This is a genomic window from Delftia sp. BGA-UO-ETr-SB1 (genome assembly GCF_059567865.1).
The window spans coordinates 293,427-316,381 of record NZ_JCAQOW010000005.1; the positions used below are offsets into that span (position 1 = coordinate 293,427).

Consider the following 22,955-nt stretch of genomic DNA (forward strand, 5'->3'; position numbering starts at 1 on the left):
TGTCCCTCGCTTTAGGGCGCGCCAGTCGGGATGGCCTTGAGCCCGTCAAGCATTGCAAAAAGCCACCGTTTTCGGTGGCTTTGCTGTTTAGGCGGATAGTTTTCTGATTTGGCTATCAATGGAGCCGTGCACTACCGACAGCCGTTCAAACTCGCAGGGCTCAAGCGCGGGCAGCCGAGCAAGGGCCGCCCCGCAGTGAGGGCTGCGTCCCCCTCCGCGAAGCGAGAAGGGGGAAGCGGCGCAGCCGCTCAGGGGGTCATCTTCCTAGCTCTGCGCTTGCGCCACCAGATGATGACGCCGGTGATCGACAGGACGGCGACGAGCACGCCGACGAAGGACATGAGCACGCGGCCGGGGGTGCCGAGGATGCGGCCGCTGTGCAGGGGCAGTTGCAGCTGGACGAAGACGTCGGCGGCCGTGCCGTGCCAGGGGCGGTAGGTGCCCAGGACTTCGCCGTTGTCCGAGCTGACGTAGATGTTGGACAGGCCCATGCCCATGGCGCCGGTTTCGTCGTGCGGGTCGAAGAAGGAGATGTTGTAGAACGGGAAGTCCCCGCCCCACCAGATGCCGCCTGCGGGCTGGGCGAAGCCCAGGCGCTTGGCCTCGCTCTGGGCGATGGCGATGGCCTGAGCGAACGAGACCTGGGGCACGAGGAGCGTGCCCTGGGGCGCGGGCTTGAGGGTTTCGTAGGGGCCGGGCGTGGTGGTGGAGACGGTGCTCATCACCGGGTAGAAGACTTCGCGGTACAGGTTCAGCGAGAACGAGGTGAAGGCCACGATGACGATGACGGCCCAGACCCACAGGCCGCCCGCGCGGTGCAGGTCGAAGTTGAGCTTGTAGGCGCCGCCGCCCCAGCGCACGCGCCATGAGGGCAGCCAACGGCGCCACCACGATCCCACGGCCGCCGTCAGGCGCGGGGCGCCTTTCCTGAGCTTGACGGGAAAGGTCAGCAGCAGCGCGACAAAGCTGTCGGCCACCCACAGCAGGGCCAGGCTGCCCATGAACCAGTAGCCCCAGCGGTCCGTGCCCCAAAAGCGCGGGGCCAGCAGGCTTTCGTGCAGGTGGCGCAGCCAGGGCATGAGGTTGCGCTGGCTGAGCGCGAAGCTGCGCCCGTTGCGCTGGCCGGTGATGTGGCCGCTGACGGGATCGACGAAGACCGTGTCATAGCCCAGCGCAGGCGCCTGGCCCGTGGCCGGGTCGGGCCGGGGGCGCACCATGAACATGGCGGCTTCGCCCTCGACCAGGCCCAGGGTCATGTAGCTGATCTCGGCGCGCAGCTCGCTGGCCTGCACGGCGGCGGCCAGCTCCAGCGGGGTCTTCAGCGGGCCGCGTGCCGGGGTCTCCAGCATGTCGGCGTTGAGCCATTCGTCGATTTCATGGTCCCAGGACAGCACGGCCCCGGTGAGGCCGGCCATGGTGAGGAAACCGGCCAGCACCAGGCCTATCCAGCGGTGCACCACCGTCCACAACGCGCGCATGCTTCAGATCGCTCCGGCTCAGAAGTCCACCGATGCGCTCAGCGAGAAGGTGCGCGGCATGGACTGCACCAGGTAGTTGGCGCCCGGGTAGCCGCCCACGGACGACCAGTAGCCCTTGTCGAACAGGTTGTCGATGCGCGCGCGCAGGGTCAGCAGGCGGTTGTTGCCGATGTCCATGAGATAACGCGCGCCGATGTCGGTGCGCGTCCACGAGGCCACCTTCAGCGTGTTGGCGCCGTTGGCGTACTGGCTGGAGGTGTGCATCACGCGCGCATTGAGGGCCAGGCCCGAGACGCCGGGCACATCCCAGTCCACGCCCAGGTTGAGCAGGCGCTTGGGCACGCCGATGGCGTAGTTGCCGATGGTGGTGGCATCGGCGGCCTCGCGGATCTTGGCCTCGCTGAAGGTCACGCCGCCCAGCACGCGCAGGCCCTTGACGGGTTCGCCGAAGACCGTGGCCTCCAGGCCGCTGTTGCGCTGCTTGCCGTACTGGCCGAAGACCTGGTTTGCCACATAGGCCGAAGGCATGTCCGTGGTGTACAGCGCCACCGTGGCGCCCAGCTGCTGGCCCTGCCACTTGAAGCCGATTTCCTTCTGGCGCGACTTGTAGGGCGCGAACACCTGGCCTCCGTTGGACACGGGCAGGTCGTTGGCCGTCTGCGGCGCCACGGCGCCCTTGGTCAGGCCTTCGATGTAGTTGGCGTAGACCGAGGTGTTCTCGCTGGTCTTGAACACCAGGCCCAGCATGGGCGTGGTAGCCGACTTCTTGTAGTTGTCGGTCTGCGCGCCCGTGTTGTAGTCGTAGCTGCTTTGCTCGATGCTCTGGCGGCGCACGCCCACGGTCAGGCGCAGGCGCTCGTCCAGCATCGTCAGCGTGTCGCCGATGGCAAAGCTGTTGAGTTGGGTTTCACCCGCACGCGTGGGATCGGCCAGGTTGCCGCCGAACAGCGTCATGGCGGGGCGCGCGCTGCTCCAGGGGTTGTAGATGTTGTTGACCACGCCAAAGCCCATGCCCCAGGCATTGCGCTCGGTGGCCGAGTAGGTGCTGGCCGTGGCCACCAGCTCGTGGCCCACGCTGCCCGTGGCCAGGCGCGTGCGGATGCCGACCTCGCCCGTGCCCACACTGTCCTTGCGCTTGTTGTCGAAGCGCGTGCCCGTGGTGTCGCCGGCCGCATTGCTCACGGTCACGCCGCTCAGGGAGTTGTCTTCCTTGCCGCGGCGCAGGCCGCCGGCGGCCCAGGCCGTGGTCGTGTCGTTGATGTCCCATTCGGCGCGCAGCGTGGCGAACAGGTCGCGCTCGGTGGAGTACGACCAGTTCTGGCCGTAGTTGGTCTTGTTGTCGGGCACGGCCGGGATGAAGCTGCCCGGCGTCACGCTGGGGCGGCCGCCGTTGTAGCTGTTGCGCTGGTAGCCCACATCGCCCGACAGGCGCACGTTGCGGCTGCGCCAGTCCAGGCCCACGCCCAGGGCGGTGAGCGAGCGGTCTTCGCCATCCACGCCCGTGCCGCCGTCGCGGCGCACGGCGTTCAGGCGGATGCCGGTGCTCTGGTCAGGGCCGAAGCGGCGCGAGATGTCGGTGGAGACAAAGGCCTGGCCGCCCGTCTGTATGCCGGCGCCCACGCGCGTCAGCGCATCGTTGCCGGCGCGCTTGGGCAGCAGGCTGATGGTGCCGCCAATGCCGCTGCCGCCCGGTGCTGCGCCATTGAGGAAGGCATTGGCGCCGCGCAGCACCTCCACGCGCTCGAAGAACTCCGAGGCGATGTACTGGCGCGGCAGCAGGCCGTACAGGCCGTTGTAGGCGATGTCGTCCGAGTACACCGGGAAGCCGCGCAGCACATACAGCTCCTGGAAGTTGCCGAAGCCGCGCGCCTGGCGCACGCCCGGGTCGTTGAGCAGCACATCGCCCACGCTCTTGGACTGGGTGTCTTCGATCAGCTGCTGCGTGTAGCTGGTGGTGGAGAACGAGGAGTTCTTCCAGTCCAGCGTGCCCAGCACGCCGTTGCGCGCGCCCGTGGCCACCTGGCCGCCTGCGAAGGGCTTGGACAGGCCCTGGGCCGATGCGTCGGCACTGGCCTCCACCGTCACGGCCTCCAGCACGGGGTCGCCGCCCCGGGTCTGGGCAATCAGGGCCTGCTGGCTGCACAGGCAGAGAACGGCCAGGGAAATCGGGCGAATGGAGGGCATGAGGATGATACTGAGAATGATTTACAGAATCCGTTAGCTTACCAACCACGTTAGGGCGCTGCTATGAATTTTCTCAATCTGTTGCATCGAAGCAATCCTCCAAGTGATTGAATTCAAAGGCCCTTCGCAATAGTTTGTGCGCACTCCCCATAGCCGCAATCTTCCAACGACCACGGAGATCCCTGCAGCTCGCGGCGCCCCGATGCATCTGGCACCCTGCCCGCGCCCGTCCGTCGCATGGCGCTGGCCCCGGCGGCGCCCGGCAGCGACAGTCCTGTCCCATACAGGCCCGCAGAACCGGGCCGCACGCCAGGACACCGCCATGCAAATGACACCGCTGATCGCCATCCACATGAGCGCCGCCCTCGGGGCCACGGCCACGGGTGCCATCGCCTTGCTGGCACGCCGCCAGGCCGCCGTCCATCCCCGCCTGCACCGCGCGGCCGGCTACGCCTTCGTCACGCTCATGGTCTGCGCGGCGGTGTCCGCCTGCTTCATCCGCGACTACCGCCTGCCCAACTGGGCCGGCTACACGCCCGTCCACCTGCTGGTGCCGCTGACCTTTGCCGGCCTGGGCCGCTCGTTCTGGCACCTGTACCACGGCAACATCGCCGGCCACCGCAAGATCATGCGCAGCGTCTACATCGGCGCCTGCGTCGTGGCGGGCCTGTTCACCCTGCTGCCCGGCCGCTACCTGGGCGACCTGCTGTGGCAGCAGCTGGGCCTGGCCTGAAGCCGCTTTCCTTCCTCCTGACGGAGAACTTCCCATGCGCACCCTCGATACCCTTGATCCCCGCGATCCCTCTGCCCGCCACGACGACGATGCCCTGGAGCGCATGGCGCGCCGCCGCGCAGGCGCCAAGATGGGCTGGATGATCCACGCCAGCGTCTATGTGCTGGTCAACCTCGGGCTGGCAGCGCTGTCGCTGTCCCAGGGCAGGCACTGGGCCATCTTCCCGGCCCTGGGCTGGGGCCTGGGGCTGGCCATCCACGGGGCCGTGGTCTGGCTGGCCCTGCCGGGCAACGGCTGGCACGGGCGCATGGTGGAGCGCGAGCGGCAGGCACTGCAGTCACGCCAGGACCGCACCCGCTGAACGACGCCATGGGACTACCATTGCTCTCCATGCCCGACCTCGCATCCAACGCCCCATCCCAGCGGGCCGCACAGGGCCACATCGTGGAACGGACCACGCTGCTGCGCCACGGCATCGCAACGACCTCGGCCTGCGCCCTGATTGCCGCCGCATTCAGCCTGAGCAACCACGGCCGCTGGGACGTGAACCTCATCTATTCGCTGTCGATCGGCCTGACCAGCTGGCTCACCATCGAACTGGGCCGCTGGCGCCTGACGCGGGGCCAGGACATTCCCTGGCCCGGCGGCTGGCGCGGCGCCGCGCTGGTGGTGGCCGGCATCGTGACGGGGTTCGTGATCGGGTCGCTGATCGGCACGGCCTACAGGAAGTGGGCCGATCCCGACGCCAGCACGGCCCTGATGCACCGGCTGTGGATACCGCTGGCCGTCACCATCGTCGCCAGCACGGTGATGTCGCTGGCCTTCTTCCTGCTGGGCTACTCGCGCCACCTGCAGATGCAGGCCGAACAGGCCCGACGCCAGGCAGCCGAGGCCAAACTCACCCTGCTGCAGGCCCAGCTGGAGCCGCACATGCTGTTCAACACCCTGGCCAACCTGCGCGTGCTGGTGGCCAGCGACCCGCAGCGCGCCCAGGCCATGCTGGACCATCTGATCGCCTACCTGCGCGCCACGCTGGGCGGCTCGCGCAGCACCGAGCATGCGCTGGGCGAAGAGTTCGCACGCCTGCGCGACTACCTGGCGCTGATGTCCATCCGCATGGGCCCGCGCCTGCAATACACGCTGGACCTGCCCGAGGACCTGGCCCAGGTACCCGTGCCGCCGCTGCTGCTGCAGCCCCTGGTGGAAAACTGCATACGCCACGGACTGGAGCCCAAGCTGGAAGGCGGGCATATCGCCGTGCGCGCGCGCCGCACCGCCGGTGGCCAGCTGGAGTTGACCGTGGCCGACAACGGCATGGGCCTGGATTCCGGTGCGCCCGCCCTGCCCGGCAGCCGCTTCGGCACGGCCCAGCTGCGCGAGCGCCTGGCCAGCCGCTATGGCGACGCCGCGCACTTCGAACTGGCCGCCCTGCCCGAAGGCGGCACGCTGGCCAGAATCACCCTCAAATGCACCCCCTGAGTCGCTTCGCGCCTTCCCCCTCTCTCGCTGCGCGGGAGGGGGACGACACCCTCGGTGCGGGGCGGCCCTTCCTCGGTGTCCCTGAGTTGGGCCGCGCCAGTTTCATACGCTGTCGGCAATGCGCAAGTGAAATAGAAGACTGAAATGACCTACGCCCCCCGCGCCCTGATCGCCGAAGACGAACCCCTGCTGGCCGAGGACCTGCGCCAGGCCCTGGCCCGCGCCTGGCCCGAGCTGCAGATTGCCGCCATGGTGGGCGACGGCCTGAGTGCTGCCCGGCAGGCGCTGGCGCTGCAGCCCGATGTACTGTTCTTCGACATCCGCATGCCGGGCCAAAGCGGCCTGGAGGCCGCCGCCGAACTGGCCGACGCCTGGCCAGAGGCGCAGCCTTTCCCCATCCTGGTCTTCGTGACCGCCTATGACCAGTACGCCATGGACGCCTTCGAGGCCCAGGCCGTGGACTACCTGCTCAAGCCCGTGCAGCCCGAGCGGCTGGCGCGCAGCGTGCAGCGCCTGCGCGAGCTGCTGGCCCAGCGCACGGCGGCCCCGGCCGGCGCTGCGCTGGCGCAGGCGCTGGAGCAATTGCGGCACCTGGCCGGTGCCACGGCCCCCGCCGCCACCGCTACCGAGCCGCCGCTGCAGATGATCCAGGCCGGCGTGGGCACGCAGATCCAGATGGTGCCCGTGCAGGACGTCGTCTATTTCGAGGCGGCCGACAAGTACGTGCGCGTGCTCACGGCCTCGCATGAGTACCTGGTGCGCACGCCGCTCAAGGAGCTGCTGCCCCGGCTGGATGCCGAGGAATTCTGGCAGGTGCACCGCGGCACGGTGGTGCGTGCGGCGGCCATTGCCAATGCCCAGCGCGACGAGGCCGGCCGGCTGTGGCTGCAGCTGCGCGAGCGAGGGGAAAAACTGGCCGTGAGCCGCCTCTACGCGCAGCGGTTCAAGGCGATGTAGGTGGCGATGTAGACGCCGGCTCCGTCAGCGCAGCGGCGGCTGATCGGGCAGGTCCAGCACGTCGTCCCAGGCCACGCCCTGCATCTCGTCCCAGTGGGCGACGATCACGCAGCGGGGGCCATGCCCGGCCACGGGCGCAGATTGCTGGCCGGCCCGGTTCAGCCCCGCCAGCGTGCGCTGCACATGGTCGATCGACCCCCGGTCCAGCGCGGCCAGTGGCTCGTCGATCAGCAGCAGCGGCACGCCGCTGGCCCAACCCGCCGCCATCCACAGCTTGCGCAGGCTGCCCGTGGACAGGGCCAGCAGGGGCTTGTGCAGGTGGGGCTCCAGGCCCAGGCCGTCGGCATGGGCCTGCCATGCCGCCTCGCTCCACGCCGGGTGCAACTGCCGCTGTGCCTGCACCCATTCCTGCGCGGGCCGGGCGCGCTCGGCATTGGACAGTTCGGCGCGCGGGTCGCGCCAGAACAGCGCGGGGCGCTGCGAGGGGTCCGGCTGCTGCGGATACGCCAGGCGCCCGCCCTGCAAGGGCAACTGGCCGGCCAGCATTTGCAGCAGGCTGGTCTTGCCGCAGCCCTCGCCGCCGCGCACCAGGCACAGGCCCACGGGCCAGTCGTGCGAGGCGCCATCCCACAGCAGCAGGCCCGGCTGCCCGAAGCGCAGGGACTGCGCGCTCACCATCGGCGGCGCCATCGTTTGCTGTGCGGTGTCCATCTGAATGTCTTTCCGGTTCTGCGATGCGGGCGATTGTGCACGCGGCACAATGCCGGGCTTTCTCTTTTCCCATCACGCAGGCGGACCCCAACATGACCCTCGACTACCTGGATTTCGACTACAGCGAAGACGACGAAGGCACGGGCTGCTGGGACGCCATGGCCAGCGTGCCCGCCACGCGCGTGCCGGCGCTGGCGGCCGAGGTGGAGCAATTGCTGGCCTGGGCGCACCGCCGCTTCAAGGGCCGGCGCGGCCCCATCGAGGAAGGCGGCGACTGGGACTACGAGCTGCAGGCCCAGGACGACGGCGGCCAGCCGCTGGACTGGCGCTTTGACGCAGCCACGGCGCGCCTGCAATCCGTGGCGGCCGGGGATGGCCGCACCACGGTGAACCTGTCGATCAGCGGCAGCGCGGCCTTCGGCGAAGCATTGCGCCAGGCCTTCGAGCTGCAGGACTGAACATCAGCGCGCGACAGCCTGCGGCCCCTGCACGGAGGCCGGCCCCAGCGGCTCCCAGCGCCCGGCCACGTTCTTGAGCAAGGTGTTGACGGCGGCCAGCCGCCGGTTGCGCACATCGATCAGGCTGCGCCGTGCCGACAGCACCGTGGTCTGGGCGCTGAGCACATTCAGATAGGCCACCGTACCCGCGCGGTACTGGTTGTTGACGACATCCAGCGCCTTCTGCGCGGCGGCCACGGCCTCGATCTGCACCTGCTGCTCGCGCGCCAGGGCGGATGCGGTGACCAGGTTGTCCTCCACCTCCTGCAACGCCGTCAGCACGGTCTGGCGGTAGGTGGCGGCGGCCAGGTCCAGCGAGGCACGCGCCGACTCCACGGCCGCCGTGCGCGCGCCGCCGTCGAACAGCGCCAGCGCCAGCGACGGGCCCAGCGACCAGAACAGGTTGGGCGCACTCACCAGGTTGGACAGCGATGCACCCCGGTAGCCGGCCGTGGCCGACAGCGTGAGCGCCGGGAAGAAGGCAGCGCGCGCCACGCCTACCTGGGCGTTGGCGGCGGCCACGCGGCGCTCGGCCGCCGCAATGTCTGGGCGCTGCTCCAGCAGTTGGGACGAGAGCATGGCCGGCACCTCGGGCGGCAGCGGCAGTTCGGCGCCGGCCTCCAGGCTGAAGGCCGCAGGCGGCAGGCCCAGCAGCGCGGCCAGGGCGTGCTCCAGCTGGGCGCGGCTGGTCTGTGCCTCGATGAGCTGGGCCTGGGTGCTTTTGTACTGCGCCTCGGCCTGGGCCACGTCGGCCGACGAGGCCACGCCCGCGCGGTAGCGGTTGTTGGTGAGCTTGAGGCTTTGCTCGTAGCCCTGCAGCGTTTCCTGCAGCAGCCGCACGCTGGCATCGGCCGCGCGCAGCGAGAAATAGGTCTGCGTGATCGATGCCTGGGCCGACAGGCGCGCGGCGGCCAGGTCGTCGCTGCTGGCCTGGGCGCTGGCCTGGCTGGCGCTGACCGTGCCCGACACGCGGCCCCACAGGTCCAGCTCCCAGCTGGCGTTCAGGCCCAGCGAGTAGTTGGTCGAGATGTTGCCGCTACTGCCGCTACTGCCGGTGTTGCCGCCCGTGCCTGATCCACCCGATGCACCGGAGGCCCCGCCGCTGCGCGAGCGCGTGGCGCCGGCCGTGCTGCCCAGCGTGGGGAACAGCCCGGCCTGGCTGCTGGCCACGGCCGCCTGCGCGGCACGCAGGCGCGCGGCGGCCTGGGCAATGCTCTGGTTGCCGGTGGCGGCCTGCTGCTGCAGGCGGTTGAGCTGCTCGTCGCCGAACAGCTCCCACCAGTTGTCGGGCACTTGCGCGCGCGACGGATCGGCGGGCCGCCAGATGCCGGCCTCGGCCGCCTCGGGCGTGGCTTCCTTGAACTGGGCCGGCACCTCGAGTGCGGGGCGCTGGTAGGCGCTCTGCGTGGAGCAGCCGGCCAGCAGCGCGGCGGCCAGCCAGATCGCCGGGGAGTGAAGTGTCTTGGACTGCATCAGCTTGGGCTTTCGGATTCGGTTCACTGGGGTGATGCGGCGGGCACAGGGGTGCCACGGTCCTTGCCCTGCACGCGGCCACGCAGGCCCATGACACGCTGGCGCAGCCTGTCCAGCAGCACATAGACCACGGGCGTGGTGTAGAGCGTGAGCAGCTGGCTCAGCATCAGGCCGCCCACGATGGCAATGCCCAGCGGCTGGCGCAGCTCGGCGCCATCGCCCCGGCCCAGGGCCAGCGGCAGCGCGCCGCAGATGGCCGCCAGGCTGGTCATGAGGATGGGGCGCAGCCGCAACTCGCAGGCGCGGTAGATGGCCTGGGCGGCCGTGGCATGGCCGGCGCGCTGCCGCTCCAGCGCGAAGTCGATCATCATGATGGCGTTCTTCTTGACGATGCCGATCAGCAATATCACCCCGATCAGCGCGATCAGCGAGAACTCCGTCTTGAACAGCATCAGCGCCATCAGCGCGCCCACGCCGGCCGAAGGCAGCGTGGACAGGATGGTCAGCGGATGCACCAGGCTCTCATAGAGCACGCCCAGCACCAGGTAGATGGTGATGATGGCCGCCAGGATCAGCAGCGGCTGCCCCGACAGCGCCTGCTGGAAGGCCCCGGCCGTGCCGCTGAAGCTGCCGCGCACCGACACGGGCACGCCCAGATCGGCCACGGCCGCGCGGATGGCATCACTGGCGTCCGACAGCGCCACGCCCTCGGCCAGGCTGAAGCTGATGGTGCTGGCCGGTGTGCCCCGGTCATGGTTCACGGCCAGCGGCGTGTTGGTGGTGGTGATACGCGCAAACGAGGTCAGCGGCACCTGCACGCCCTGGTTGTTCACGAAGAAGAAACCGCGCAGCGTCTCTGGGCTTTGCAGGTAGCGGGGCGCGGCCTCCATCACCACGCGGTACTGGTTGAGCGGGTTGTAGATCACGCCCACCTGGCGCTGGCCGAAGGCGTTGTTGAGCGTGCCGTCGATCTGCGACACGGTCAGCCCCAGGCGCGTGGCCGCGTCGCGGTCGATCACCAGCGAGGTCTGCAGGCCGAAGTCGGACACATCGCTGTTGACGTCCGTGAGCTGGGGCAGCTGCGACAGCACCTGGCGGATGCGCGGCTCCCAGGTGCGCAGGTCCTGGATGTCGTCGGCCTGCAGCGTGTAGTCATACGAGCCCGAGCTTTGCCGCCCGCCGATGCGGATATCGCTTTGCGTGACCATGAACAGCCGCGCGCCGGGCTCGTTCTTGAGCTTGTCGCGCAGGCGGTTGATCACCTCGTCGGACGATACCTTGCGCTCGGCCAGCGGCTTGAGCGACATGAACATGTTGGCCGCATTGCGCTGGCCGCCGCCCGTGAAGCCCGTCACGTACTCCACGGCCGGGTCTTCCTGCACGATGGACAGGAAGCGCTTGAGCCGCTGCTCCATGGCCTGGTAGGAGGTGGACTGGTCGGCCCGGATGAAGCCCATCACGCGGCCCGTGTCCTGGCTGGGCATGAAACCCTTGTCGATGGCCATGTACAGGTGCACGTTCAGCGCCACCACGCCGGCCAGCACCAGCAGCACCAGCGGCTGGTGGCGCAGGCACCAGGCCAGGCTTGCGCGGTAGCCGGACATGGCCCGCCGTTCGGCCCGGCCCACCCAGGCGCCGAAGCGGTCCCAGGCACGCTGCAGGCCATTGCGCGGCCGGCCCGGCTGAGCGACACGCTGCGGGCGCAGCAGCGCCGCGCACATCATGGGCGTGGTGGTCAGCGACACCACCATGGAGATCAGAATGGCCGCCGACATCACCACCGCGAACTCGCGGAAAAACCGCCCCACGATGCCGCCCATGAACAGGATGGGCACGAACACCGCGATCAGCGACAGGCTCATGGACACCACGGTGAACCCGATCTCGCGCGCCCCGTCCAGCGCCGCGCGCAGCGCGGTCTTGCCGCGCTCCATGTGGCGCATCACGTTCTCCAGCACCACGATGGCATCGTCCACCACAAAGCCCGTGGCCACGGTCAGCGCCATCAGCGACAGGTTGTCCAGCGTATAGCCGGCCAGGTACATCACGCCGAACGTGCCCGCCAGCGACACCGGCACGGCCACGGCCGGAATCAGCGTGGCCCGGCCATTGCGCAGGAACAGGAACACCACCAGGATCACCAGCGCCACGGCGATCAACAGCGCCCGCTCCACCTCCACCACCGAGGCACGCAGCGTGGGCGTGCGGTCGGACACGATGGTCAGATCGATGGCCTCCGGAATGGACGCCTTGAGCTGCGGCAGCAAAGAGCGCACGCGCGCCACGGCCTCCAGGATGTTGGCGTCCGGCTGCTTGAAGATCTGCAGCAGGATGGCGGGCTTGCCATTGGCCACGCCGTAGTTGCGCACGTCCTGCACCGAATCCGTGACATCGGCCACGTCCTGCAGCCGGATCGCATTGCCATTGCTCCAGCGCAGCACCAGCGGCGCATAGTCGGCCGCCACGCGCGCCTGGTCATTGGCGGTCACCTGCCAATAATGGTCCTCGCGCTCCACCGCGCCCAGCGGCCGGTTGGCATTCGTGGCCGAAATGGCGGTACGCACCTGGTCCAGCGACACGCCATTGGCCGCCAGCTTCACCGGGTCCAGCTCCACGCGCACGGCCGGCAGCGCCCCGCCGCTGATGGACGCCTGGCCCACGCCCTCCACCTGCGAGAGCTTTTGCGCCAGCACGGTGGACGCCGCGTCATACATCTGCCCGCGCGTCAGCGCGCTGGACGTGAGTGCCAGGATCATGATCGGCGCATCGGCCGGATTCACCTTGCGATACGTAGGATTGCCCGGCATGCCCGAAGGCAGCAGCGTGCGCGCCGCATTGATGGCGGCCTGCACATCGCGCGCCGCGCTGTCCACCGTGCGCGACAGATCGAACTGCAGCGTGATGCGCGTGCTGCCCAGGCTGGAGCTGGACGTGATCTCATTGACCCCCGCAATCGCCCCCAGCGCCCGCTCCAGCGGCGTCGCCACCGTGGCAGCCATGGTGTCCGGGCTTGCACCCGGCAGGCTGGCCGACACCGAAATCGTCGGATAGTCCACCTGCGGCAGCGGCGCCACCGGCAGCAGGAAATACGACACCGCCCCCGCCAGCGCCAGGCCGATGGTCATCAGCATGGTGGCAATGGGCCGGAAGATGAACGGCGCCGAGAGATTGGAAAGCTGGCTCATGACCCAGCCCCAAAAACCCCAGGCCGAGCGAAGCGATGGCCCGAGCAAACTCCCCTTCTGCCCGCGCCTGCGTCGTGGCGCTTGCGGGGTTGCAGTCCTGCCGAAGGACAGGACTGCTTCGTCATCTGACTCGCCGTGATTGTCTGAACGCAGCGCGCCAGCGCGAAGTGAGTTTCACGGCGAACCCCGCAAGCGCCACGACGCAGGTGGCCCCGCAGCGAAGCGAAGGGGTCGCGGGCAGTGGGGCGCGCTTCTTTGCCTACTTTCTTGTCGCGCGACAAGAAAGTAGGTCGGCCGCCGGGCCGAACCCCGGCTAGCGGCGCCAGCCAAAAGCGCAGATCAAGCTCAAGCATGGGCCTGCTCCGAAGAAGCACCCCGACGATCCCGCCACCTCTGCGCCCACCCTTCAAAAGTCAGATAAATCACAGGCGTAGTGAACAGAGTCAGCAACTGACTCACCAGCAAGCCCCCCACCAACGTCACCCCCAACGGATGCCGCAACTCACTGCCCACCCCCGTCCCCAGCATCAACGGCAGTGCCCCCAGCAAAGCCGCCAAGGTCGTCATCAAGATAGGCCGGAACCGCAGCAGGCAGGCCTGGTAGATGGCCTCGCGCGGCGTATGCCCCTCCTCGCGCTGCGCCTCCAGCGCGAAGTCGATCATCATGATCGCGTTCTTCTTGACGATGCCGATCAGCAGCACGATGCCGATGATGGCGATGATGTCCAGGTCCAGCCCCGCCAGCAGCAGGGCCAGCAGCGCGCCCACGCCGGCCGAGGGCAGCGTGGACAGGATGGTCACCGGGTGGATGGTGCTCTCATAGAGCACGCCCAGCACGATGTACATGGTGATCACGGCCGCCAGCACCAGCAGCAGCGTGTTGGACAGCGAGGCCTGGAAGGCCAGGGCCGCGCCCTGGAAGGCGGCGTCCACCGACAGCGGCATATGGCCCTCGGTGCGCAGCTGGGCCATCAGGTCCTGCACGGCCTTGACCGCATGGCCCAGCGACACGCCGGGCGCGGTGTTGAACGAGATGGTGGCGGCGGGCAGCTGGCCCACATGGTTCACGGCCAGGGCCATGGGCCGCTCGCTGACCGTGGCCACCGAGGACAGCGGCACGGGCGCGCCCGCGCTGGAGGCCACATAGATGGCCTGCAGCGACTCGGGCCCGATCTTGAACTGCGGCGCCACTTCCAGCACCACGCGGTACTGGTTGGACTGCGTGAAGATGGTGGAGATCAGCCGCTGGCCGAAGGCGTTGTACAGCGCCGTGTCGATGGCCGAGACCGTCACGCCCAGCCGGCTGGCCTGGGCCCGGTCGATCTGCACGAAGGCCTGCAGACCCTGGTCCTGCAGGTCGCTGCCCACGTCCACCAGCTCGGGCAGGCCGTGCATGCGCTCGACCAGGGCCTGGGTGCTCTTGGCCAGCTGCGCCATGTCGGGCGAGGACATCAGCAGCTGGTACTGGGTGCGCGCCACGCGGTCCTCGATGGTCAGGTCCTGCACGGGCTGGGCGTACAGGCGTATGCCCGGGATCTGCAGCGCATCGTCGGACAGGCGGCGCAGCACGGCGGGCACGCCATCGCGCTGGCCATGGGGCTTGAGGTCGATCAGCAGCCGGCCCGTGTTCAGCGTGGTGTTGCTGCCATCGACGCCGATGAAGGACGAGATGCTCTGCACGGCCGGGTCCTTGAGCAGCAGCTCGGCCAGGGCCTGCTGGCGCTCGGCCATGGCGGCGAACGAGATGGACTGGTCGGCCTCGGTCGTGGCCTGGATGGTGCCCGTGTCCTGGTCCGGGAAGAAGCCCTTGGGCACGGCAAAGTACAGCAGCACGGTCACGGCCAGCGTGGCCAGGAAGACGATCCAGGTCAGGCCCCGGCGGTCCAGCACCCAGGTGAGGATGCGGCCGTAGCCGGCGATGGTGCGGTCGAAGAAACGGCCCGTGGCGTGGTACAGGCGGCCGTGCTTTTCCTCCTCGGCCCCTTCGGGCTGGTGGCGCAGCAGCCGTGCGCACAGCATGGGCGTGAGCGTCAGCGAGACCACGGCCGAGATCAGGATGGCCACCGCCATGGTGATGGCGAACTCGTGGAACAGCCGCCCCACCACGTCGCCCATGAACAGCAGCGGGATCAGCACGGCGATCAGCGAAATCGTCAGCGAGATGATGGTGAAGCCGATCTGCTTGGCGCCCTTGAGCGCGGCCTGCATGGGCGGCTCGCCCTTTTCCACGAAGCGCGCGATGTTCTCGATCATCACGATGGCATCGTCCACCACGAAGCCGGTGGAGATCGTCAGCGCCATCAGCGTGAGGTTGTTGATGGAAAAACCGGCCAGGTACATCACGCCGAAGGTGCCGATCAGCGACAGCGGCACGGCAAAGCTCGGGATCAGCGTGGCCGAGGCGCTGCGCAGGAAGACGAAGATCACCGCCACCACCAGGGCGATGGCCAGCATCAGCTCCAGCTGCATGTCGTTGACCGAGGCGCGGATGGTCACCGTGCGGTCGGTCAGCACCTGCACGTCCAGCGAGGCCGGCAGCGTCTCCTTGAGCTGGGGCAGCAGCGCCTTGATGCGGTCCACCGTCTCGATCACATTGGCGCCGGGCTGGCGCCGGATGTTGAGGATCACGCCCGCGCGCGAACCGCCTTCGGGCGTGCCGGCCCAGGCGGCCAGGCGCGTGTTCTCGGCATCGTCCACGGTCTGGGCGATGTCGGACAGGCGCACGGGCAGGCCGTTCTTGAAGGCGATGATGAGGTTGCGGTACTCGGCCGCCGACTGCAGCTGGTCATTGGCATCGATGGTGGAGGCGCGCGCCGGGCCGTCGAAGCCGCCCTTGGCCTGCTTGACGTTGGCGGCGGCGATGGCGGTGCGCACATCATCCAGCGTCATGCCCAGGCCAGCCAGCGCCGTCGGGTTGGCCTGGATGCGCACGGCAGGCCGGCGCCCGCCGGCAATCGCCACCAGCCCCACGCCGTTGACCTGCGAGAGCTTGGGCGCCAGGCGGTTTTCCACCAGGTCATTGACGCGGATCACCGGCAGCGAGGGCGAGGTGATGGCCAGCGTGAGGATGGGCGCGTCCGCCGGGTTGACCTTGCTGTACAGCGGGGGCATGGGCAGGTCGCTGGGCAGCAGGTTGGAGCCCGCGTTGATGGCGGCCTGCACCTGCTGCTCGGCCACGTCCATGGCCATGTCCAGCGCAAAGCGCAGCGTGATCACCGAGGCGCCGCCCGAGCTGGTGGACGACATCTGCGACAGTCCCGGCATCTGGCCCAGCTGGCGCTCCAGCGGCGCCGTGACGTTGGAGGTCATCACGTCGGGGCTGGCACCGGGGTACAGCGTGGTGACCTGGATGGTGGGATAGTCCACCTCGGGCAGGGCCGAGATCGGCAACAGCCGGTAGGCCAGCAGGCCGGCGATCAGCACCGCCACCATCAGCAGCGAGGTGGCGACGGGTCGCAGGATGAAGATGCGGGAAAGATTCATGGGGCCGCCTGGAAGGGCTTGCAGTCTTCAGGTGCCGGGGCGCTGCTCAGCGCCCGGCCGGAGCGGGAGCTGCGGGAGTTGCCGGAGCAGCAGGCGCAGAGGGAGCAGAAGGCGCGGCAGGTGCCGGGCCGGGCGAAGGCTGGGGCGATCCGGGCGACGGTGCCGGCGACCGGCCTGCGGGCGCGGAGCCTTCGGCCGCCGGCGCGGTCACGTTTCCGCCGTTGCCGCCGTTGCCGCCGTTACCGCCACTGCCACCGTTACCCCCATTGCGCTGCCCACCGCGCTCGGCACGCAGCTTCTGCAGGTAGGCCTTGCGCTCGTCGGGGTTCATGGTCGCCAGCTTGGCGCGCACATCGGGCGGCAGGTTGCGCATGCCGCGCGGCTGGCCGGAGGCATCCTGCACGGCCTGGTCCACCTTCTGCACCTTGTCGGGCTCGATCACCGTGACCTTGGCGCCTTCGCGCAGGCGGTCAATGCCATCGACCACCACCTGCTCGCCGGGCTTGAGTTCGCCCTTCACGCTCACCCGGTCGCCATCGGTCACGCCCACGGCAATGCGCCGCTGCGTCACCGTGCCATCCTCCTGGACCAGGTAGACGTAGTTGTTCTGCACGGCCGTGGTCGGCACGGTCAGCGCCTGCTCCAGCCGGTCCACTTCCAGCTTGACGTTGACGAACTGGTTGGCGAACAGCCGGCCCTCGGCATTGTCGAAGGCGGCCTTGGCCTTGATGGTGCCGGTGGCGATGTCGATGCTGTTGTCCACCGCATTGAGGCGGCCGCGCCCCAGTTGCTGCTTGAGGTCCCGGTCCCACAGCTCCACGGGCAGCTCGCGCCCCTCGGCCAGGCGCCGTGCCAGCGTGCCCACATGGGCCTCGGGCACGGAAAACACCGCATCGATGGGCTTGACCTGGGTGATGGTGACGATGCCGTTGGCATCCGAAGGATTGACCACATTGCCCCGGTCGGCCTGGCGCAGGCCCAGCCGGCCCGCAATGGGCGCCGTGATGCGCGTGTAGCTCAGTTGCAGCTTGGCCGCATCGGCCTGGGCCTGGTCGGCGGCCACCGTGCCCTGGTACTGGCGCACCAGCGCAGCCTGGGTATCGACCTGCTGGCCGGCAATGGAATCCTGGGCCTGCAGCTCCTTGTAGCGCTGCAGGTCCAGCTGGGCGTTCTTGAGCAGCGCCTGGTCGCGCTGCAGCGTGCCCTGGATCTGGTTGAAGCTGGCCTGGAAGCTGCGCGGATCGATCTCGGCCAGCAGCTGGCCGGCCTTGACCTCGTCGCCTTCCTTGAAATGCAGGCGCAGCAACTCGCCCGACACCTTGGCGCGCACCACGGCCGTGGCGCGCGGGTTCATGGTGCCGATGGCGCTGATCAGCACGCGCATGTCGCGCCGCTCCACCACGCCCACGGACACCGGCTGCGCCTGGGCACCCATGGCGCCGGGGCCGCCAGGCCCACCCGGCCCGCCGGGGCCGCGCCGGCCGCCTCCCGCACGCCCGCCACCCGGGCCGGGCGCACCGGCCGAGGCCTGCTCGCCCTGGGCCGGCGCCCGCTTGTTCCACCACCACAGCCCGCCCCCCGCCACCAGGGCCAGTGCCACCACGCCCCACATCAGGGCGGGCCGTACCCGGCCGCGCTGGCGTACGCCGTGGGCATCTGCAACAAAGGGGCTGCTTGACAGGCGTTTCATGGTCACTGCGGGAAGTCGTGGGAGGAAACCGTGGGTCCGGCCCCGGAACGGGGAACGGCGGCGGATGCGGCTATGGTAGCCAGTCCCATGCTCTCCAAAACGAGGCAGATCGCCGTTTTACGCAGGCATTACCCCCGCTTTACCCCGGCTTTACCCGCTCTGACATGGTCGTTTTCGGAACAGGTCGAGCACCCGTCGGCAGGGTCTCAGACAGGGCACGGCGCTCAAAACACTGTTGACCCAGGCACGGCCAATGCGGGGCGCATCAGCCCGAAAGTCCATTGAAAACAAGGCATTGCACCGCACCCCGGCGCGGCCCGCGCCTCACCCCCCGTTGGACTGCCCCCCGCGCTTGTGGCTACGATGCGCGGCCGCCGGCCTGCAAGCGCAGGCCGCCATCCATCCGTCCCAGGAGAACACCATGACGACTGCCAACCCACGCCTGACCGACCACCCCGAAGAAGCCGCCGTGCGCGTGCCGCTGGAGCTGTACATGCGCGGCCATGCCGAGGACAACAGCGCCCACATGCGCGCCGCCTTCATGCCCACCGCCCGCATCGAAAGCGTGCGCGAAGGCCCGCTGACCTCCTGGGACATCGACACCTACTGCGCCCGCTTCAAGGGCCAGCCCGCCGCCGACGAGGCCACGCGCCGCCGCAGCATCGACGCCATCGACATCGGCGGCACGGCGGCCAGCGCCAAGATCACCCTGGTGCACGGTGCCATCACCTTCATCGACTACTTCGTGCTGCTCAAGACCGAGGCCGGCTGGAAGATTGCCAACAAGGCCTTCCATGCGGTGGTCTAACCCACCCCGCACACCAGGGGCGTAATGCCCTCGGGTCCGTCATCCTCCAGCGGCTGCGGGGGCTGGGCTGCGGCGAGCTTGCCTTCTTCCACCGTCATGCCGCGCGGCAGGGCCACGCCGTTCTTGGCGGCCAGGACCTCGGCCATGATGCTGACGGCGATTTCGGGAGGCGTCTTGCTGCCTATGTACAGGCCGATGGGGCCGCGCAGGCGCGCCAGCTGCGCGCCGCCCAGGCCGAAGTGCTCGCTCAGGCGCTGCAGGCGCAGCGCGGTGTTGCGGCGCGAGCCGATGGCGCCCACGTAGAAGGCCGGGGATTCCAGGGCTTCCATGAGGGCCAGGTCGTCGAGCTTGGGATCGTGCGTGAGGCCGATGATGCAGGTGCGCGCATCGGCGCGCATGGTGCGCACGAGGTCGTCGGGCATCTCGCGCGACAGCTGCACGCCGGCCACGCTCCAGTGGCGGCTGTATTCCTCGCGCGGGTCGCAGACGGTGACCGCAAAGCCGTTGAACAGCGCCATGGTGGCCAGGTATTCGGACAGCTGGCCTGCGCCGATGAGCAGCATGCGGTACTCGGGCCCGAAGCTGTTGGCGACCTGCTGCCCGTCATGCACCAGCGGCTCGGGTGCGTCGCTGACCTGCTGGGCGACCTGGCCGGTGGCCTTGTCCACGGTGCGCCGCACCATGCGGCCTTCGTCCAGCCATTGGACGAGTTGCTGCAGCGCAGCAGCGTCGGGATTGAATTCGAGCAGCAGCTCCAGCGTGCCGCCGCAGGGCAGGCCGAAGCGGTGGGCCTCGTCGGCGCTGACGCCGTAGCGCAGCAGCCGGGGTGCGCCGTCGCGCAGGGCGTCGGCGTCCGAGGCGTGGCTGTAGCGGGCGATCAGGTCGTCCTCGATGCAGCCGCCGGACACGGAGCCGACCACGGCGCCCGAGGCCCCCAGCGCCATGATGGAGCCGATGGGCCGGGGCGACGAGCCCCAGGTGCGCACCACCGTGGCCAGCAGCGCGCGCTCGCCCTGAGCGCGCCATTGCGCGAGGTGGCGCAGAACATGAACATCCAGGTTTTCCATTGCAAATCTCCACGCCGGCACCTGGCTTGCCTGTGCAGCTGGGCGCCTGGCGTTTTTCGGCGGCTATTGTCTCTCTGCATCAAGAAGGGTGCAGCAGCATGTAAAAAGGGCTTGGTAGCGCAGGGCGAAGCGTAGAAGCCACAACAAATCTGAGGCCAGAGACGCCGAGCAAGAGCCGCCTCGCGGCGAGGGCGTCGTCCCCCTCCCGCGAAGCGAGAGAGAGGGGGAAGCGGCGCAGCCGCTCAGGGGGAGCGCCCTAGTACCGCGAGAGCAGCCAGCCAGCCCCGAGAACGACGACGATGGCCAGCCCCCAGCACCACAGCGGGATGGCGCGGCGCGAGCGTTCCTCGGCCTCGGTGGCCGGTGCGGCATCCAGCGGCGTGGCCACGCCGGCTGCGGCGTCGTGCTCCCAGGCCTGGGCGTCCACGGTGGGCTCGATGTGGCCGGTTTCATCGGCCAGGCCGGCAGGCAGGTGGGACAGGTCGGCGGTGTCGCCTGCATCGGCAGGCGCTGCCGGCGCGCGCGGGTGGCGCTGCTGCATCAGCGTGTCGAATCGCGCGAAGAAGTCGTCGGCCATGTTGCGCGCGGCGCCGTCGATCAGCCGCTGGCCCAGTTGGGCGATCTTGCCGCCGACCTGGGCCTGCACGCTGTAGCTGAGCAGGCAGCGCGGCTGGCCTGCGGCGTCGTCGGGCTCGGGGGTGAGGGTGACGTCGGCCTCGCCCTTGCCGAAGCCGGCCACGCCGCCCTGGCCTTCAAAGGCGATGCGGTAGCGCTCGGGCGGCGTGATGTCGGACAGCGTGACCTTGCCGCTGAACTTGGCCGATACCGGCCCCACCTTGACCGCCATGCCCACGGCGTACTGATCATCGCCCAGGGGTTCGAAGCGGTCGCAGCCGGCCAGGCAGGCCTTGAGCGTTTCGGGATCGTTGAGCGCCTCCCAGGCCTGCTGCTGGCTGACGGCAAGGGAACGGCTGGCTTGCATTTCCATGGCAATTCCTTTCTGCGATGGGGGTGGCCGCAAGCGGCTCAGCGGCCTGGCGCCGCCAGCAGCCGCGCCAGGTGACCGGCCAGCTGCTGCAGCGATTCCAGGTTGTGTACCGCAAGCATGGCATGGGCATGACGATGCAGCACGGCCGCCCCCTGGGCCAGTGGGGCATACCCGTCAAAGCGCAGCAGCGGGTTGAGCCACAGCAGCCGCGCGCTGTGGCGGCGCAGCCAGGCCAGTTCGCGGTCCAGCTCGGCGGCATCGCCGGTGTCCAGGCCGTCGCTGATGATGAGCACCAGGGTGCGCCGGCCCACCAGGCCTGAAACCCGGTGGCGCGCATGCAGGCGGCGCAGTTCGCCCAGGCTGCTGCCCAGGCGCGTGCCGCCGCCAAAGTCGGCAATGGCGGCGTTGGCGCGCTCGAGCATGGCGTCGGTATCGGCCTGGGCAAAGGCCGGGCCCAGGTCGCGCAGCTCGGTACCGAAGCTGAAGACCTGGCGGCGCAGGCCCGCATGGCGCTGCGTGCTGGTGGCCGCGTGCAGAAAGGCCAGCAACAGCCGCGCATAGCGCTCCATGGAGCCCGAGACATCGACCAGGGCCAGCCAGGGCAGCGGCAGGCGCCGGCGTTCGCGCCGCAGCAGCTGCAGCATTTCGCCGCCATGGTGCGATGCCGCACGCAGGCTGGCAGCCCAGTCGGGCACCGCGCCGCGCTGGCCGGTGCGCGTGCGGCGGCTGCGGTAGCGGGGCAAGGGAAGGGCAATGTCCCTGGCCAGGCGCTGCACCAGCAGGTATTCGCTGGCGCTGAGCTGGTTGAAGTCGGCATGGCGCAGGCGGTGGCGCTCGCTGGCCGTCATGGCGGCGTCCAGCTTCAGCTCTTCATCGACGGCGGCCCTACCCTCGCCTGCCTGGCGGGGCGACAGGGCTTCCTGCACGCGCGGGCGGTGGCGCGGCGCGGACGGCCGGGGCGCCTGCGGCAGCAACTGGGCCAGCAGTTGCCGGGCCACGTCGGGATTGCGGAAGTAGGCGTCGAACAGTTCGTGGAACACGGCGCGGTCCTGGGCGTTGCTCACAAATACGGCCTCCAGCGCTGCGGCCATGTCCTCGCGCGCCAGGCCGACCAGGGACAGGGCCTGCTGGGCCAGCGCCATGCGCCCGCCATCCACGGGCACGCCCGCGCGGCGCAGCGCACGCGCAAAGCCGACCAGGTTGCCAGCGAGCTTGCCGCTGCGCGCATCGCCCAGCCAGCTGGTGCGCTCGCCCCCATCGGCGGCACCGGCTGCACCAGCCTTCACGGCGCGGGCTCCGGCGCCAGCAGTTGCTGCAGCCGCTCGGGCGTGAGCGCGGCCACGTCCTCGCGCTGCTTGAAGAGGATGCCGGCCGTGTCGTGCACGACTTCGGGATCGACCACCAGGGTGTCCAGCGCCACCAGGGCCTTGGCCCATTCCACGCTTTCGGCAATGCCGGGCACCCGCTGGAAGGCGTCGGCAAAGGGCTGGCTGCGCAGCCGCCCCACGAAGCTCGCCACCTGGGCGGTCAGGGCCTGCCCGGCCCCGGGCACCAGGGCGCGCACGATGGCCAGCTCGCGCTCGCGCCCGGGATAGTCCAGCCAGTGGTAGAGGCAGCGGCGCTTGACGGCGTCGTGCAGGTCGCGCGTGCGGTTGCTGGTGAGCACGGTCACGGGCGGCACGCGTGCCGCCACCGTGCCCAGCTCGGGAATGCTGACCTGGTACTCGCCCAGGTATTCGAGCAGGAAGGCCTCGAAGGGCTCGTCGGCGCGGTCGATCTCGTCGATCAGCAGCACGGCGCCGGGCTCGGGCTGCTGCAGGGCCTGCAGCAGCGGGCGGCTTACCAGGTAGCGCTCCTGGTACACCTCCTGCTCGGCGCGCTGCATGCGGTCCTGCTGCGGTGCGGCCGCGGGCTGCGCCGAGGCCAGCTCGGCCGCGCGCAGGTGCAGCAGCTGGGCCGCGTAGTTCCATTCATACAGCGCCTCGCGTTGCTCCATGCCGTCATAGCACTGCAGCCGGATCAGGCGGCGCGCCAGCACGCGTGCCAGCGCCTGGGCCAGCGCGGTCTTGCCCACGCCGGGCTCGCCCTCCAGCAGCAGCGGCCGCTGCAGCCGCAGGGCCAGGAAGACGGCCGTGGCCAGGCGCCGGTCGGCGAAATAGCCTTCGGCCTGCAGCGCGGCGACCAGGGCGTCTATGGAGGCAATGGCTTGCTCGGAAGGCATC

At 69.5% G+C, this 22,955-nt stretch carries 17 protein-coding genes; 6 read left to right on the top strand and 11 right to left on the bottom strand.

What is annotated here, in order from left to right; translation table 11 throughout:
* Positions 1-248: 248 nt before the first annotated feature.
* Positions 249-1,478: a PepSY-associated TM helix domain-containing protein gene (locus AC57B5_RS11460; protein WP_496399566.1), complete on the bottom strand. Its 1,230-nt coding sequence runs from the start codon at positions 1,476-1,478 to the stop codon at positions 249-251.
* Positions 1,479-1,496: 18 nt separating this feature from the next.
* The gene (locus tag AC57B5_RS11465) at positions 1,497-3,662 is read right to left on the bottom strand and encodes a TonB-dependent receptor (protein ID WP_013803595.1); all 2,166 of its coding nucleotides are present in this window, start codon (positions 3,660-3,662) and stop codon (positions 1,497-1,499) included.
* Positions 3,663-3,984: 322 nt separating this feature from the next.
* Here AC57B5_RS11465 and AC57B5_RS11470 point away from each other — a divergent pair, with 322 nt between their 5' ends.
* The 4 genes from AC57B5_RS11470 to AC57B5_RS11485 all read left to right on the top strand — a co-directional run bounded on the left by AC57B5_RS11470 (position 3,985) and on the right by AC57B5_RS11485 (position 6,831).
* Entirely contained in the window at positions 3,985-4,395 is a 411-nt protein-coding gene (locus AC57B5_RS11470; protein WP_013803596.1) for a DUF2306 domain-containing protein, read from the top strand.
* A 34-nt stretch (positions 4,396-4,429) separates the two neighbouring features.
* On the top strand, positions 4,430-4,756 hold the full coding sequence (locus AC57B5_RS11475) for a 2TM domain-containing protein (protein WP_496399567.1): 327 nt from the start codon (positions 4,430-4,432) through the stop codon (positions 4,754-4,756).
* Positions 4,757-4,785: 29 nt separating this feature from the next.
* Entirely contained in the window at positions 4,786-5,874 is a 1,089-nt protein-coding gene (locus AC57B5_RS11480) for a sensor histidine kinase (protein ID WP_496399568.1), read from the top strand.
* Between the two features lie 144 nt (positions 5,875-6,018).
* Positions 6,019-6,831: a LytR/AlgR family response regulator transcription factor gene (locus AC57B5_RS11485; RefSeq protein ID WP_496399569.1), complete on the top strand. Its 813-nt coding sequence runs from the start codon at positions 6,019-6,021 to the stop codon at positions 6,829-6,831.
* A 24-nt stretch (positions 6,832-6,855) separates the two neighbouring features.
* Here the strand turns inward: AC57B5_RS11485 and AC57B5_RS11490 are convergent, their stop codons facing one another.
* On the bottom strand, positions 6,856-7,542 hold the full coding sequence (locus AC57B5_RS11490; RefSeq protein WP_496399570.1) for an ABC transporter ATP-binding protein: 687 nt from the start codon (positions 7,540-7,542) through the stop codon (positions 6,856-6,858).
* A gap of 92 nt (positions 7,543-7,634) precedes the next feature.
* On the opposite strand from AC57B5_RS11490, the gene AC57B5_RS11495 reads away from it, so the two are divergent.
* A complete protein-coding gene (locus AC57B5_RS11495; protein ID WP_016454686.1) occupies positions 7,635-8,000 on the top strand; it encodes a hypothetical protein in 366 nt (121 codons plus the stop codon).
* 3 nt (positions 8,001-8,003) lie between these two features.
* Here AC57B5_RS11495 and AC57B5_RS11500 read toward each other — a convergent pair whose 3' ends face one another.
* The 4 genes from AC57B5_RS11500 to AC57B5_RS11515 all read right to left on the bottom strand — a co-directional run bounded on the left by AC57B5_RS11500 (position 8,004) and on the right by AC57B5_RS11515 (position 17,870).
* Positions 8,004-9,512 (bottom strand): efflux transporter outer membrane subunit, encoded by a 1,509-nt coding sequence (locus tag AC57B5_RS11500; RefSeq protein ID WP_496400108.1) that lies wholly within the window; start codon positions 9,510-9,512, stop codon positions 8,004-8,006.
* A 23-nt stretch (positions 9,513-9,535) separates the two neighbouring features.
* Entirely contained in the window at positions 9,536-12,697 is a 3,162-nt protein-coding gene (locus tag AC57B5_RS11505) for a multidrug efflux RND transporter permease subunit (protein ID WP_180317743.1), read from the bottom strand.
* A gap of 345 nt (positions 12,698-13,042) precedes the next feature.
* Positions 13,043-16,180, bottom strand: coding sequence for an MdtB/MuxB family multidrug efflux RND transporter permease subunit (locus AC57B5_RS11510; RefSeq protein ID WP_496399571.1), 3,138 nt, complete (start codon positions 16,178-16,180; stop codon positions 13,043-13,045).
* 46 nt (positions 16,181-16,226) lie between these two features.
* Positions 16,227-17,870, bottom strand: a complete 1,644-nt coding sequence (locus AC57B5_RS11515; protein WP_496399572.1) for an efflux RND transporter periplasmic adaptor subunit — start codon at positions 17,868-17,870, stop codon at positions 16,227-16,229.
* A 421-nt stretch (positions 17,871-18,291) separates the two neighbouring features.
* Between AC57B5_RS11515 and AC57B5_RS11520 the strand changes: the two genes are divergently transcribed.
* The gene (locus AC57B5_RS11520; RefSeq protein WP_016452483.1) at positions 18,292-18,678 is read left to right on the top strand and encodes a nuclear transport factor 2 family protein; all 387 of its coding nucleotides are present in this window, start codon (positions 18,292-18,294) and stop codon (positions 18,676-18,678) included.
* Here AC57B5_RS11520 and AC57B5_RS11525 read toward each other — a convergent pair.
* From AC57B5_RS11525 to AC57B5_RS11540, 4 genes are all read right to left on the bottom strand, one after another.
* Positions 18,675-19,745 carry an XdhC family protein gene (locus AC57B5_RS11525; protein ID WP_496399573.1) on the bottom strand — a complete coding sequence of 357 codons (1,071 nt, stop codon included), beginning with the start codon at positions 19,743-19,745 and terminating at the stop codon, positions 18,675-18,677. The genes AC57B5_RS11520 and AC57B5_RS11525 overlap by 4 nt on opposite strands.
* 256 nt (positions 19,746-20,001) lie before the next feature.
* A complete protein-coding gene (locus tag AC57B5_RS11530; protein ID WP_043824113.1) occupies positions 20,002-20,733 on the bottom strand; it encodes an SRPBCC family protein in 732 nt (243 codons plus the stop codon).
* A gap of 38 nt (positions 20,734-20,771) precedes the next feature.
* Complete coding sequence (locus AC57B5_RS11535; protein WP_496399574.1) at positions 20,772-22,019, bottom strand: vWA domain-containing protein; 1,248 nt, start codon at positions 22,017-22,019, stop codon at positions 20,772-20,774.
* Positions 22,016-22,954, bottom strand: coding sequence for an AAA family ATPase (locus AC57B5_RS11540; protein ID WP_216295847.1), 939 nt, complete (start codon positions 22,952-22,954; stop codon positions 22,016-22,018). Before AC57B5_RS11540 ends, AC57B5_RS11535 begins: the two co-directional genes overlap by 4 nt.
* Position 22,955: the final 1 nt, after the last annotated feature.

What these genes read in the sequence shown, in the direction of transcription:
- AC57B5_RS11460 (WP_496399566.1), bottom strand. Translation starts at nt 1,478, where the DNA reads ATGCGCGCGTTGTGGACGGTGGTGCACCGCTGGATAGGCCTGGTGCTG.
- AC57B5_RS11465 (WP_013803595.1), bottom strand. Translation starts at nt 3,662, where the DNA reads ATGCCCTCCATTCGCCCGATTTCCCTGGCCGTTCTCTGCCTGTGCAGC.
- AC57B5_RS11470 (WP_013803596.1), top strand. Translation starts at nt 3,985, where the DNA reads ATGCAAATGACACCGCTGATCGCCATCCACATGAGCGCCGCCCTCGGG.
- AC57B5_RS11475 (WP_496399567.1), top strand. Translation starts at nt 4,430, where the DNA reads ATGCGCACCCTCGATACCCTTGATCCCCGCGATCCCTCTGCCCGCCAC.
- AC57B5_RS11480 (WP_496399568.1), top strand. Translation starts at nt 4,786, where the DNA reads ATGCCCGACCTCGCATCCAACGCCCCATCCCAGCGGGCCGCACAGGGC.
- AC57B5_RS11485 (WP_496399569.1), top strand. Translation starts at nt 6,019, where the DNA reads ATGACCTACGCCCCCCGCGCCCTGATCGCCGAAGACGAACCCCTGCTG.
- AC57B5_RS11490 (WP_496399570.1), bottom strand. Translation starts at nt 7,542, where the DNA reads ATGGACACCGCACAGCAAACGATGGCGCCGCCGATGGTGAGCGCGCAG.
- AC57B5_RS11495 (WP_016454686.1), top strand. Translation starts at nt 7,635, where the DNA reads ATGACCCTCGACTACCTGGATTTCGACTACAGCGAAGACGACGAAGGC.
- AC57B5_RS11500 (WP_496400108.1), bottom strand. Translation starts at nt 9,512, where the DNA reads ATGCAGTCCAAGACACTTCACTCCCCGGCGATCTGGCTGGCCGCCGCG.
- AC57B5_RS11505 (WP_180317743.1), bottom strand. Translation starts at nt 12,697, where the DNA reads ATGAGCCAGCTTTCCAATCTCTCGGCGCCGTTCATCTTCCGGCCCATT.
- AC57B5_RS11510 (WP_496399571.1), bottom strand. Translation starts at nt 16,180, where the DNA reads ATGAATCTTTCCCGCATCTTCATCCTGCGACCCGTCGCCACCTCGCTG.
- AC57B5_RS11515 (WP_496399572.1), bottom strand. Translation starts at nt 17,870, where the DNA reads ATGAAACGCCTGTCAAGCAGCCCCTTTGTTGCAGATGCCCACGGCGTA.
- AC57B5_RS11520 (WP_016452483.1), top strand. Translation starts at nt 18,292, where the DNA reads ATGACGACTGCCAACCCACGCCTGACCGACCACCCCGAAGAAGCCGCC.
- AC57B5_RS11525 (WP_496399573.1), bottom strand. Translation starts at nt 19,745, where the DNA reads ATGGAAAACCTGGATGTTCATGTTCTGCGCCACCTCGCGCAATGGCGC.
- AC57B5_RS11530 (WP_043824113.1), bottom strand. Translation starts at nt 20,733, where the DNA reads ATGGAAATGCAAGCCAGCCGTTCCCTTGCCGTCAGCCAGCAGCAGGCC.
- AC57B5_RS11540 (WP_216295847.1), bottom strand. Translation starts at nt 22,954, where the DNA reads ATGCCTTCCGAGCAAGCCATTGCCTCCATAGACGCCCTGGTCGCCGCG.